General features: G+C 52.7%; 10 protein-coding genes. 6 read left to right on the forward strand and 4 right to left on the reverse strand.

The genetic code is table 11. The features are described 5' to 3' along the window. Positions 1 to 10: 10 nt before the first annotated feature. Positions 11 to 1,345, forward strand: a complete 1,335-nt coding sequence (gene gltX / locus GM557_RS03100) for a glutamate--tRNA ligase (RefSeq protein WP_155572916.1) — start codon at positions 11 to 13, stop codon at positions 1,343 to 1,345. Position 1,346: 1 nt separating this feature from the next. On the opposite strand, the gene GM557_RS03105 is transcribed toward gltX, so the two are convergent. The 3 genes from GM557_RS03105 to cysS are packed head-to-tail and all read right to left on the reverse strand — an operon-like array spanning position 1,347 to position 4,569. Beyond that, entirely contained in the window at positions 1,347 to 2,378 is a 1,032-nt protein-coding gene (locus tag GM557_RS03105) for an ion channel (protein WP_155572917.1), read from the reverse strand. A 10-nt stretch (positions 2,379 to 2,388) separates the two neighbouring features. Further along, positions 2,389 to 3,174 (reverse strand): RNA methyltransferase, encoded by a 786-nt coding sequence (locus GM557_RS03110; RefSeq protein WP_155572918.1) that lies wholly within the window; start codon positions 3,172 to 3,174, stop codon positions 2,389 to 2,391. A 6-nt stretch (positions 3,175 to 3,180) separates the two neighbouring features. Continuing rightward, positions 3,181 to 4,569 carry a cysteine--tRNA ligase gene (cysS, locus tag GM557_RS03115; protein WP_155572919.1) on the reverse strand — a complete coding sequence of 463 codons (1,389 nt, stop codon included), beginning with the start codon at positions 4,567 to 4,569 and terminating at the stop codon, positions 3,181 to 3,183. Positions 4,570 to 4,662: 93 nt separating this feature from the next. On the opposite strand from cysS, the gene GM557_RS03120 reads away from it, so the two are divergent. From GM557_RS03120 to GM557_RS03140, 5 genes are all read left to right on the forward strand, one after another. Next, positions 4,663 to 6,063, forward strand: a complete 1,401-nt coding sequence (locus GM557_RS03120) for an MATE family efflux transporter (protein WP_230880584.1) — start codon at positions 4,663 to 4,665, stop codon at positions 6,061 to 6,063. Positions 6,064 to 6,298: 235 nt separating this feature from the next. Beyond that, on the forward strand, positions 6,299 to 6,598 hold the full coding sequence (locus tag GM557_RS03125) for a YtcA family lipoprotein (protein ID WP_196424581.1): 300 nt from the start codon (positions 6,299 to 6,301) through the stop codon (positions 6,596 to 6,598). A 10-nt stretch (positions 6,599 to 6,608) separates the two neighbouring features. Further along, positions 6,609 to 7,667, forward strand: a complete 1,059-nt coding sequence (gene mdtN, locus GM557_RS03130; RefSeq protein ID WP_155572921.1) for a multidrug transporter subunit MdtN — start codon at positions 6,609 to 6,611, stop codon at positions 7,665 to 7,667. After that, the gene (locus GM557_RS03135; protein WP_196424582.1) at positions 7,660 to 9,522 is read left to right on the forward strand and encodes an FUSC family protein; all 1,863 of its coding nucleotides are present in this window, start codon (positions 7,660 to 7,662) and stop codon (positions 9,520 to 9,522) included. The genes mdtN and GM557_RS03135 overlap by 8 nt, the downstream gene beginning before the upstream one ends. A 26-nt stretch (positions 9,523 to 9,548) precedes the next feature. Next, positions 9,549 to 11,255 (forward strand): TolC family protein, encoded by a 1,707-nt coding sequence (locus GM557_RS03140; protein WP_196424583.1) that lies wholly within the window; start codon positions 9,549 to 9,551, stop codon positions 11,253 to 11,255. 21 nt (positions 11,256 to 11,276) lie between these two features. Here GM557_RS03140 and GM557_RS03145 read toward each other — a convergent pair whose 3' ends face one another. Continuing rightward, positions 11,277 to 12,479 carry an MFS transporter gene (locus GM557_RS03145; protein ID WP_155572924.1) on the reverse strand — a complete coding sequence of 401 codons (1,203 nt, stop codon included), beginning with the start codon at positions 12,477 to 12,479 and terminating at the stop codon, positions 11,277 to 11,279. Positions 12,480 to 12,553: the final 74 nt, after the last annotated feature.

Consider the following 12,553-nt stretch of genomic DNA (forward strand, 5'->3'; position numbering starts at 1 on the left):
CGGAATGATTATGAAAGTACGCTTTGCTCCTTCGCCCACAGGGCAGCTCCATGTTGGTAATGCACGTCTTGCCGTAGCGAATTGGCTGTTCGCGCGGCGGCATGGGGGCCGCTTTTTGCTGCGGATGGATGATACAGATACACAACGCGGCAGCAAAGCGTATGAGGAGGGGATTGGCCGGGACCTCACATGGCTTGGGTTAGACTGGGACGAATATGCTCGGCAGTCTGAGCGTTTAGCCCGTTATGAGGAAGTCATTGCTCAGCTTAAAGCTGATGGGCGGTTATATCCTTGTTTTGAGAGTGAGTTGGAGCTGAAATATAAGCGCGAGCAACGTCTGCGAGAGGGGAAGCCCCCGCTTTATGACCGTGCGATGCTGCGGATGACAGAGGAGCAACGCGCTCGCGCCGAGGCAAATGGCAAGGTGCCTTATTGGCGGTTTAAGCTCAGCGGGACAACGCGGACATGGCAAGACCTTGTGATGGGGGAGTGCCATGTAAAGTTAAGTGCCGTGTCCGACCCGGTATTGGTCCGTGCGGATGGGAGCATCCTTTATACATTGGCTTCTGTTATTGATGATGTGGATATGGGCATCACCCATATTCTGCGTGGGGAAGACCATGTGACCAATACGGGTGTGCAGTTGGATATTGCCGAGGCTATTGGCACCAAAGTGGGGCATTTCACCTTTGGGCATCTGCCGCTGCTTTTGGGGCAGGATGGCGGTAAGCTCTCCAAACGTTTAGGCGGTTTGTCTCTCTCCACCTTGCGGCATGATGGGATAGAGCCACGGGCCTTAGTGGCTTATCTTGCCCGGTTGGGAAGTTCGGACGACCCGCAAGTGGCAGATATGGCGGAGATTATTCAAGGCTATGATATTAGCCATGTATCACGCTCTGCCGCACGGTTTGATGTTCCACAGCTTTTGGGGTTGAACCGGCGCGTGTTGCATAGCATGTCGTATGAGGAAATCCGGCCACGTTTGCCAGAGGGGGCTGATGAGGCATTCTGGTTGGCCATCCGTGGGAATATCGACCTTGCGGTAGAGATTGCACATTGGTGGGCTGTGGTGCAGGGGGATATTGTCGCACCCTCGCAGCCTGAAGATGGCGCGTTCCTCCGCCAAGCAGCACAGCTTTTACCCGCAGAGCCGTGGGATGAAACAGTGTGGAAACGCTGGATCGACCTCATAAAGGCTGAGACAGGCCGTAAAGGCAAGAAGCTCTTTCTACCTCTACGCTTGGCCCTAACAGGTGAGGATGCTGGGCCAGAGCTTGCCGCGCTTTTACCGCTTATGGGCCGCGGGCGTGTGCTGCAACGCTTAGAGGACGCGGTGCAGGGATAATTTATCCCTGCGGCTCGGAGGGAGGAGTAGGAGCATCTTCTGGTTGCTGCTGGGCCTCCACCGGCTCTTGTGGGGAAGGTGCGTTGTTTGTATCGCTTGTGCCATCAGGGATGGTCGAGTGAAAGAGGCTGAAATCGACCTCTAAGACACCATCATTATTTGGCTGGAGCAGACTAACAAAGCGTGACTTTGGGAGAAGGTCATCGGCTTTATACATGCGGTATGAAAACACACTTTGTGCGGATACGGGGTCCGTTGCGGTGAGGGTGAGCAGGATGACCGCTTGTTGTTGCAGCAGAGCCTCTTTATCCCGCTCATAAATCGGGCTTTCTTCCGTAACGGTATGGGTGAAGGAGAGGCTAACAGGGAGCAGCGGAATATGGCCATGGGTTAATGGCAATGTGTCTAGCTGGAGGGTTTCCCGGCCTGTATCATCTTGTTGTGTGCGGGCGATAATTGCTTCAAGCTCTACATTGATGAGGGGGGTGCGCCGCAAATTACCAACACGGAAATTGAGGCACATATGCTCGCCCCGCTGGGAAAGCGTGGCCACGCGGCTAAAGAGGACGGCTGCACGAGGGCGGGAAAAGCGTGCATAGACTAAGCCGGTGATGATGGCGGTAAACACCACGCCAACGAATACTTCTATAGAGGCAATGGCATTCGCCAGATAGCCTTGCGGGTAGAGGTAACCATACCCCACAGTTGAGAGCGTTTGCACACTAAAGAAGAAATCCGCCCAAAAATCGTTCTTTTGGACGTTGCTAACCCCATGGGGTAGGCAAAAAAAGCAAAGGCTAAAGAGGAGATTGATGAAGAAATAAGCCCCTGTGGTGGCGGCAAAAAAGGCAGTCCAGCCTATGCTTAGGCTGATATGATATAGGTCCCCTAAGAGACGTACCCCCGTACGCCTTTTTACAGGGATGTTAAAGATATTATCTTGCGAGAGAAAACTACTTTGTGCCGGAGGGCGTTGTTGTTGCCGCTTTTGTTTATAACGTAGGAGGAGGTCATGCGGGCTTTGGAAGAACATAAAGAGAGCGTTACTTTTTCAAGTGGCGGGCTTTACGCGCGCGGGAGAGTTCACTGACGACCCCATGGAGGGTCCGTAACTCTTGCTCAGTCACTTCGCCACGGGCAAAGAGATGGCGGAGATTGCGGACCATACCGGGCCGCTTTTGTTCATGATGGAGGAAGCCACATTCGTCAAGGTCGTGGATGAGGTGGGTCATAAAGGTCTCAACCTCCCCCTTTGTGGCGACGTGTGTTTCATTCGTCATAAAATAACGCTCAGGTACGGTATCTTCTGTAAGATACCATTCATAAGCCATGACTAAGACCGCTTGTGCCAGATTAAGCGACATAAAGCGCGGATTCAGCGGGTAACGGATGAGCGTATCGGCACGGGCCATATCCTCATTATCCAACCCTGCGCGCTCTGGCCCAAAAAGGATGCCCGCTTTAAGGTGGCGGGAACTGATAGCGCGTAACTCAGCCGCCGCTCCACGGGCTGTCATCACCGGTTTAATGACGTGGCGAGGCCGTGGACAGGTGGCAAAAACACGGTGAAGGTCTGCAATCGCGTCATCGACTGTATCAAAAACAGTTGCAGCTTCTAGGATGCGGTCAGCCCCAGAGGACGCGTACCATGCGCGTGCTTGGGGCCAGCCATCACGCGGGGCAACAAGGCGGAGGTGAAATAATCCCCCATTAGCCATAGCGCGCGCTGTGGTGCCGATATTCTCCGCTAATTGCGGGCGCACGAGGATGATAACGGGGTCGAATGGAGCGGGTGGGGCGAGGTCTGCCCCACCATTACGGCCTGTCATTGTTGTTTATCCTTTGCGCCAAGTGGTGCCGTTAGGGCCATCTTCGAGCAGAATCCCTTGGGCGGCGAGGTCATTGCGTATCTGGTCGGCAAGGGCAAAATCGCGCACCTTACGCGCTGCGAGGCGTTTTTCAATGAGGGCATCAATCGTAGCAGGGTCTAGCTCTGTTCCCCCTTGGAACCATTCAGTCGGGCTCATGGTAAAGAGGCCCAAAAGCTGCCCCCCTGCGAGGAGCTGATTAGCGGCCTCCTGTTGGCCCTCTAACGCCGCATCAGCATAACGATGCAGAATACTGAGTGCCTGTGGTGTATTGAGGTCGTCACATAACGCATTAAGGACATCAACAGGGCGTGAATCGTCTTTCGTGGCGGGGGTTTTCTCCAAAGCACGGTAGAAGCGGTCCATAATATGGCGTGCTTCCTCCAGCTTCTCCCATGTGAAGTCCAGAGTAGAGCGATAATGCGCCCCAAGGAAAAGCAGGCGGAGGGCCTCTGCGGGTGCGCGCTCTAACACCTCATGGATTGTATGGAAATTGCCCAGCGATTTGGACATCTTCTCCCCACCAGAGAGCAGCATCCCCGTATGGAGCCAATGGCGGGCGAAATGGCTATGAGGATGGCAGCAAAGCGATTGGGCACGCTCATTTTCATGATGAGGGAATAGGAGGTCATTGCCCCCGCCATGAATATCAAAACTCTCCCCTAGATAGCGTTCTGCCATGGCGGAACATTCAATATGCCAGCCGGGCCGCCCGCGCCCATAGGGGCTATCCCAGCCGGGTTCTGTTGCGTTGGAAGGCTTCCAGAGGACAAAATCACCGGGATGGCGTTTATAATCGGCAACCTCCACACGTGCTCCGGCCTGCATATCCTCTAGCGACCGACCAGAGAGCGCGCCGTAACTGGGGAAGGAGGTAACATCAAACAACACATGCCCGTCAGCTTCATAAGCGTGGCCTTGGGTGATGAGACGCTCAATCATCGCCAGCATGTCAGGGATATGATGCGTAGCACGCGGCTCAATAGTGGGGGGTAGGATATTTAGTGCAGCGAGGTCTTGGTGGAAGTCCTTTGTTGTGCGTTCGGTAAGGTGGGTGATGTCCTCCCCATTCTCTGCGGCACGTTGAATGATTTTATCATCAATATCAGTAATGTTGCGGACGTAAGTGACGCGCTCATAAAGAGCATGAAGCAGGCGCACCATAATATCTGCACTAAGCATAGAGCGCAGATTGCCCAGATGGACGCGGTCATAAACCGTTGGTCCACAAAAATAGAGGCGGATATGCGCCGGGTCTTCGGGAAGAAAGGGGACAGTCTCACGGCGGTGGCTGTCATGCAGCTTTAGGCTGAACAAGGCGGGGGGCACGGTGATGTGGCTCTGCTTCGTAGTCATAATCTGTTCAATGCGACAGAGATGCGTCTGGTGCAACAGGGGAATTACGACTTTCATAGTTGCGTCTTGGGTTATATGCGTTAAGAGAATGGTATGTCTGCATCAAAAATCCACATAAAACACCCTAGAGTAGGGATGTCCGCGCATATTCGCACTCTCATTCAGGTTAGTTTGCCTCTTGCCCTCGCTCAGTTGGCAGAGATGGCCATGGGGGTGACAGATACGATCCTTCTCGGGAGTTTAGGGGTCGATGCGGTTGCCATTGGTGGGATTTCCAACAATTTCTTTTTTACGACCATGATTTCCTTCCAAGCGGTGTTGGGTGGAGTCGGCGTGCTGCTCTCCCATGCGCGTGGTGGGGTGGAGCATGGCCATCATGGAGGGCATGATAAACGTAGCATCATCAGTGCTGGGGTTATGGTCGCCTTGCTGGCCTTTATACCGTGCTTGTTGATTTTATTATGCTCCAGCCCGATTTTCACATGGATGGGAGAGCCCGACCTTGTCGTCACGCAAGGGGGGCGGTTTATTGATGTATTGCTCTATGCCTTATTGCCGAATCTCGTTCTGTTAGGGTTATGCCGTGTGGCCTTGCCGTCCTTGGGAGCAGAATCGCTCTTATTATGGACAATGCCGATTATGGCCGTGTGTAATGGGGTGCTGAATGCGGCTCTAATTCATGGTTGGTTTGGTCTACCGGCTTATGGGCTGTTCGGCTCGGCCCATGCCACCATGCTCACAGGGTGGGGGGCGAGCCTTGTTTTGTTGGGGCTATGCCTGCGTAAAGCCAATTTACGGGCGTTATTGAAGCCTATGAAGGTGCGTCTGTCGCTTATTAAGGAGCTTTTGCACCTTGGTTTGCCGATGATGGTGACCGCCACGGCAGAGCTTTTGCTCTTTCAAATCACTACATTAAATGCAGGGCGGTTAGGGACGCATAGTCTGGCAGCGCACCAAGTGGCATTGAACACGATTTCCCTCTTTTTCATGGTGTGTTTAGCCATTGGGCAAGCGGCGAATGTGCGGGTGGCTTATTGGCGTGGGGCAAAACGACCATTAGAAGCCTGCCGGGCCTCTAGCGGGGCGTTGCTGCTTGTATTGTTGTGGACGATTCTGACAGGCCTTGTATTGATGCTTAGCCCGGATTGGATTGCACGGCTTTATTATACGGGGACGCCGCCCGATGCTGGGACGTTTGCAAAAACGGTTCTGCTTTTAAAAATAGCGGGGATTTTCCAGATTGTAGATGGGATACAGGCAGTGTGTAACGGTGCCTTGCGTGGCTGTGGTGATACGGTGGTACCCATGGTCATTAGCATTGTAACTTATGGCTTGGTCGGCATTGGTTTGGGGTATTGGCTGGCTTTTTGTCAGGGTTATGGTGTTAAAGGTTTGTGGATTGGCCTTGCAGCAGGGCTAGGGGTTACTGCTGTGGCATTAGGGTTACGCCTCTATATGCTGCTCTATCGCCGTGTTGGGAGCGTATCGTCATAGCGTTATAGGGACTGTATAAGGAAGGGCTTTAGGGGGTAGGGTTTGTGTATGTGATGGGTTCAATCTGTTTGAAAGACGGCTTGGTCCTCTATATCCTTAACGCATCGTACCTGCTAAAACATATATAATTCAGTGAACAAAGCGTGTGTGGTCGCTGTAGCGTATTCATCCAAGAGGGTAAGCACCCCATATTGCGACAGTATGTATTTTTCTGATGGTTGGAGTAGAATCTTGTATGAAGTTGCCTAAGGTCGCTTTTCCCTCTCGTGATGGCATACCATGGTGGGTTGTGTCTTTAAGTCTTGTTCCATCAAAAGGATGGGCATGGGTGGGTGCGCCTAGTTTTCCCATAGTGGGTGCGTATTTCCCCGCTTGGTTAATCTGCCTTGTTATTGGGGGGATCGGGGCGGTTTTGCTGCGGACAATCTTCCTTGCTTTGCATGTGGATGGCTTATTGCGCTTTCATTTGGTGACGTATCTTTCCCTTGGGTCATTGGTCGGTCTGATAGGCTGGCTGGTGCTTTTTGGGCAGTAAGGGTGCTTTGATGAAAACAGAACGAATTAAAGGCAGCTTCCCTGTGGGGAGCGTGTTGGCCCTTTCTGCCCTTGTGGGGGCGTTGCTTGTGGCCCTGTATGTGGATCATGAATCAGGGCTGCATCCTGATAGTGATAGTTCGATTATCTATACAGAGAGCGTTCATGTTGCAGCTCTGGTAGGGGGGCGTTTGCAGCATCTGGCTGTGGAGCCTAACCAGCCTGTTCATAAGGGGGATTTGCTTTATCAAATCGACCCTGAACCTTACGAGATTGCCTTGCATCGGGCCGAGGCGAGCCAAGCGCAAGCCGAGGCAGACCTTAATGACGCCCGCCGTGCTTTGGCTGTGCGTATGGCAGAGGCTGCAACAAGTGAACGTAGGCACCATCAAGCAGAGGATGAGAAAGACCTTGCATGGCGCACGGTGACGCGTCTTAAACCTTTGGCTGAGCAACATTATGTCTCATGGCAGGTTTATGACCAAGCTGTGACGCGGTTTAACTCGGCTGTTGATGCCTTGGCCGAAGCCCAACATGCCGAGCAGGCGAGCCAAGTCGCCGTTGGTGATGTGAAGCATGCTGAAGCGATTCTCAAAGAAGCTGTCGCAGCGGTGGAGCATGCTCGTTATGAACTACGCCAAACGCGCGTTACAGCGAATCTTGATGGCTTTGTAACCAGCCTAGGCGTGCGGGAAGGGGAGGTCCTTGCGGCTAATCAGGTGCTGTTTACGTTGGTATCAAAAGACCAATGGTATGCTCTTGCCCCTATTCGTGAAATCAATCTTGCCCCGATTCATAAGGGGGATTGTGCCACTGTTTATTCCATGATCGACCGTAGCCACCCACTCCGTGGGGTTGTGGAGAGTGTCGGTTGGGGTGTGTTGACTGATTACATGAAGGAAAATGACCGCGGGGCTCCGTATGTGGAGCGGCAAATGGACTGGGTGCATATTGCGCAGCGTTTCCCTGTGCGGATACGGATTGAGCATGCCGCTGAAAACCAACATTTATTACGATTAGGGGCGACGGCCAATGTGGAGATTCTCCATGGTGCTGCTTGCCATGCTTAAACCGTACATTGATGCGGTTTTGCGGGTATGGCGGTTGGCTATTAGGCCGACACGCGGCCGCACTGCTTTGGCCTTGCGCAATGCTCTCATTTGTATGGGGGCTGTGCTGATTGGTGAGATATGGCAGCTGCCAATGTTGAGCCTGCTTACCTTGAGCTTGGCCGCCTTATGGCAGAATAACAGAGTGGCGAATATGAAAGTCGCCGTGATGTATGTGGTCTTTTTCTCGGTCGTAACGGGTGTCCTTTACGTTGGTGTGGCGACAACTATCAACAACTTCTTTGCAACATTGGTGTTTAACTTGTTGCTGAGCTTTGTGTTTTTCTTTTTGAGTACCACCACCATATTAGGTCTCATTAGTGTTGTGGGTGGGTTAGTGTTGTCTTACCTGCTTGTAACCTTAGATAGTATGCAAATAGGCGATGCAGTTGCTCGTCTTGTACTTTATGCGTGGCGTGTGTTCCTCATTATTGGGGGATTGATAGGGTTCATTGGGAGTTGGCTTTCGCCCTCGCCAGAGCATGTTTTGACCGATCAGATTGTGGAGCGGTTGTTCTTATCAGCAAAATGCCTAACCCGCCGTGCAAAAGGCCAGCCAATTCCGATAGGTTTGCAAGAGGCAATCACCGATAGTGTCGGTGAGGGTGTAAGCGGTATGTTTGGCGTTCTCGGCCTTGCAGCGTTAGAGCATCGCTGGACGGGGATGGATCTTTCTTATCTACGGCGTGCTGCTTTAAATAGCTTTGGTATTTTGCAAGTCGTTGAGCAATGTTTGACGAATAATGCGCCTATCAGCGATGAGGATTGCGCTCATCTTGCTGGTAAGGTGAAGGCATTGGGGGATTGTTTTGCCGAGAATAGGCGACCAACCGAGATAGACGAGCAAACGGTTTGCTCTGGTCCTTTAGCGCAAGAGATAGAGCGATTAATTCAGGCGTTTACGCAACCGCTCACGGCAGAGGAGGTCCAGCTCCCTCCTAATCAGCCGCCAGCAAAAAACCCTCCCAAAAAGCCGGGTTTCTTTATACCGGGGGCGTTTTGGGATAAGGAGAATGTCCGCTTTGCCGTCAAGGGGACTGTTTCTGTCTGTATAGCGATTATCACTTATAAGCAGTTGAATTGGACAGGGGTGCATACGTGCATCATCACCTGCTTTGTTGTGTCTCTCCCAACAATGGGGGCTGTGTTGGATAAGCAACGGCTTCGTATTTTTGGGGCACTGATTGGCTGTAGTATGGCGATGGGGCTCATCGTGTGGGTGATGCCTCACCTAACGAGTGTGGCAGAATTATTGATCGTTGTTGGGATTATGATTTTTATCGGGTCGTGGGTAAAGGCCGGTGATCAGCGGATTTCCTATATGGGTTTGCAGATGATCATAGCCTTTGCTTTATCGGACCTTGTGCAATTTGCCCCAGCGACAGATCTTACCATCCCGCGCGATCGTATTATCGGGATTTTGATTGGACTAACCATTACCTTTGTTGTGCACACGGTCTTTTGGCCATGCAGTGCGATGACAGGGGCGATGAAAAAGCTCAAAGCGTTAGATGCTTTATTAGGGCAAGACGTAACGCAGTGGAATCATGACCAACGTATGCTTCAGGCCGCTCGGGTGCAGGAGGCTGCTAGTGGTGCGATGAGTTCGTTGCGTTCTGCTATGTTAGAGCCTTCTTATATGCGCCCAACACAACATAGGCTGCGGCAATATAAGGTGTTTTTACGGCGGGCTGTTATGAATGCAGGATGCTTATTTGGGGCCACAGCAGAGCATCAGGAGAAAAAGGTCATTCGGTTGGACCAGATTTTAAAAGAAGATGCGCCAGCCTCTGCACAAGGAGAGGGGCAATCGTGATGATGGGCAGGGATTGGGAAAAACGCATGAGGCATAATAAAGGACAAAAGGCACAAAGCTGGCCAGTTGTGTCATCTTGCCAATATAGCGCGCCGGGCGGGCGGTGGCGCAAGGCGGTGTGGCTGTGTGCATGGTTGGTAGGCAGCACAGCTCTTAGCGGTTGCCAAACAGGGGCGATGAAGGATGCGCCCACGGCACCAGACCGCCCTTGGGCACAGCGGACTAATGCGCAAGGTCATCTCCTTGCAGGGGGAGAGGCTACCCCTCATGCAGAGCGTGGCGCGCGGGGCTTGCGTATGCCAGCGGGATTTAGGTTGGCGGCGGACCATAGTATGCCTCAGGCTCCTGCTTTAGCTTCCGTTCAGGTCGATCACGCTTATAATTTGGCGGATTTGATTGATGCAGCGCAGTCCCTTAACCCCTCAACGCGTATGGCGTGGGATGCGGCACGTCAGAGCGCGGCGGAGACAGGCATCGCGCGCTCGCAATATCTCCCTCATTTAACGGCAAGTGCTATGGGGGGATATATGGTGTTGGAGCCGCATAACAGGATTCGCGGTGACGCCTCAACGAATAGTAATACGAAGATTCATGGCACAATCGAGCGGCAACAAGTGGGACTGGAATGGCTATTGTTCGACTTCGGCAAACGTCGTGCCACGATGGAGGAAGCCAGCCAGATTAGCTTAGGTAAGAATATTCTTTTTACTGGTGAGCATCAGAAGGTTATTCATCAAGTAGCGTTGGCGTATTATCGCTATTCTGCAGCGTTAAATAATGTCGCTTTAGTGAAGCAATCGCTTGAGAACGCGCATGAGATTTCTCGCGCTGCGGCGGCTAATTTACGCAATGGCGAAGGGACTGTGGTGGATACGTCTCAGGCTGAACAAGCTGTTGCTGAGGCGGAGTTGGTTCTGGCACGCACGGAAGGCGATGTCGAAACCTATCGGCTAGAGCTGCTTACAGCCGTTGGGTTGAATCCTTCGCAACCTTTGCATGTGCAGACAGATAATAAGCGCGATATTAAGGTTGATGATATTCGCCTTAGTGAGGAGATGGTTCATCAAGCTGTCTCACGCAGGCCGGATGTTTTGGCTGCTTATACAAGTTTGCGGGCGGCACAAAGTGCTGTTGAGGGGGCGCGGGCGAGTTATCGGCCACAAATCTTCATGAATGGGAATGTGGGGTATAATTTTGATGACCTGCATTTTCGCGATTTACCTTTAGGGCCGGTTGCGTCTTTGAATGACCGTATCCATGCCTTTGGGAGTACGATCACGGCGGGGATTTCTGTCCCAATTTATGATGGTGGGCTACGCCGTAACCGTTTGCGGCAAGCTCATGAGCGCGAGGATAGTGCCCGTGCTGCGCTGCAAGATGCACAAAATAACGCAGTACGAACTATCGTGAGCGCGGAGGCGATGCTCCATACGGGGATTACCGCCTATCAAGCGGCTCTTAGCTTGCAAAAGGCTAGCCAAACGGGCTTTGATGCTGCTCTGACCGCTTACCGTTCTGGTGATGGGACGATGACGCGTATGCTAGAGCTGCAAAATACACTTCTTAATGCGCGTCTTTCCGTTTCTGACAGCTATTACGGTATGTTGAGTGCTGCTGCATCCCTCGCTTATGCAGCAGGGACGTTGGGCAGCAGCGCAGCCTTGGCGGATATTGAAGGCTCTTTGGCTGAAACAGCACCAGAGCCAGTGCCCGTTGCAACACAACATCCGTAAGGCACGCGCTGCGTTTTGGGGTTAAAGGGGATGGCGGCGGCCAACATGGAGGGTGAGAAGGTAAATCACCAGCCCTCCAGCGGAGAGTATGGCCCCGCCCCAGCCGACTGCATTCATCCCCAGCCCATGCCCAACGAGGAACGCCCCAAAGGATGCCCCTAATGCATTAGCAATATTAAAGGCGGAATGATTAAGCGAGGCGGAGAGTGTTTGCGCATTCCCTGCAACATCCATAAGGCGCGCTTGCATAGCAGGGCTTAGGATAATCGTAGCGGCAGGAAGAAAGAAACAAATCACAACCATTGCCGCAGGGGATGGGAGAAAAACCCAGAAGGCAAGCATGAAGATAATGCTAGCAATGAGGCTGAAAATGGTTGTGAGGTCGAGGTTTTTATCAATCATGGCCCCGCCAAAGGCATTGCCAGCGACCATGCCACAGCCCCAGATGACTTGATACAGCGTAACCATCCAAGGGCTTAGATGCGTAACTTGGGCAAGCGCGGAGGTGAGGAAGGTATAAACCCCAAACATCCCTCCAAAGCCGATAGCCCCTGTAAGGAGGGTGAGCAGAACATGAGGGTTTTTAAAGGCAGTAAGTTCTGAGAGGGCATTATTATCATGGCGCGGTTTATCGGCCGGGATGAGAGCCCATACTCCTGCAATACAGAGCAGGCCTAGGACGGACAAAGCCCCATAAATGACCTCCCATGAGATATAATGGGAGAGGAAGGTGCTGAGGGGAGCTCCAATAACGGTGGAAATCATAATCCCGGAGAGGACCATGCCAATGGCTCGCCCACGCCGGGCGCGTACGGTCATGGAAGCCCCGGTCAAGGCGGCGATACCAAAATAGGCCCCGTGTGGAAGCCCGGTGATAAAGCGCATGACCTCAATCGGAAGTAGAGCGGAGCAAAGAACAGTGCCGATATTGCCGATGCAAAAGAGGGTGAGCAAGAGAAGCAGAATGGTACGGCGTGATAGATGCGCCCCAGCAATCGCCATTACAGGTGCGCCAATGACGACCCCTAAGGCATAGGCGGAGATGACGGAACTTGCATGCTCGACAGAGATATGAAGTGCCTTGGAGAAGGCGGGCAGAATGCCCATCATGGCGAATTCGCCCGTGCCAATGGTGAAGGTACCCAGCATGAGGGCTGCAATGGCCGGGGCAAACCCATGTGGTGGGGTAAGCTGTGGCCCGGTGTTGGTTTGAGTTTGCTCCATGAGGAAGCATTCTCCCTTAATGACAAAGAGGTATATGGGGCGATATTACGGGATAGCGAAGGCGTTTTCCAAGA

Origin of the sequence: Bombella sp. ESL0385 (genome assembly GCF_009725755.1) — a bacterium.
Lineage (GTDB): Bacteria > Pseudomonadota > Alphaproteobacteria > Acetobacterales > Acetobacteraceae > Bombella > Bombella pollinis.

Bases quoted from the DNA above. Each gene is read 5' to 3' on its own strand.
- gltX (WP_155572916.1), top strand. From the start codon at position 11: ATGAAAGTACGCTTTGCTCCTTCGCCCACAGGGCAGCTCCATGTTGGT.
- GM557_RS03105 (WP_155572917.1), bottom strand. From the start codon at position 2,378: ATGTTCTTCCAAAGCCCGCATGACCTCCTCCTACGTTATAAACAAAAG.
- GM557_RS03110 (WP_155572918.1), bottom strand. From the start codon at position 3,174: ATGACAGGCCGTAATGGTGGGGCAGACCTCGCCCCACCCGCTCCATTC.
- cysS (WP_155572919.1), bottom strand. From the start codon at position 4,569: ATGACTACGAAGCAGAGCCACATCACCGTGCCCCCCGCCTTGTTCAGC.
- GM557_RS03120 (WP_230880584.1), top strand. From the start codon at position 4,663: ATGTCTGCATCAAAAATCCACATAAAACACCCTAGAGTAGGGATGTCC.
- GM557_RS03125 (WP_196424581.1), top strand. From the start codon at position 6,299: ATGAAGTTGCCTAAGGTCGCTTTTCCCTCTCGTGATGGCATACCATGG.
- mdtN (WP_155572921.1), top strand. From the start codon at position 6,609: ATGAAAACAGAACGAATTAAAGGCAGCTTCCCTGTGGGGAGCGTGTTG.
- GM557_RS03135 (WP_196424582.1), top strand. From the start codon at position 7,660: ATGCTTAAACCGTACATTGATGCGGTTTTGCGGGTATGGCGGTTGGCT.
- GM557_RS03140 (WP_196424583.1), top strand. From the start codon at position 9,549: ATGAGGCATAATAAAGGACAAAAGGCACAAAGCTGGCCAGTTGTGTCA.
- GM557_RS03145 (WP_155572924.1), bottom strand. From the start codon at position 12,479: ATGGAGCAAACTCAAACCAACACCGGGCCACAGCTTACCCCACCACAT.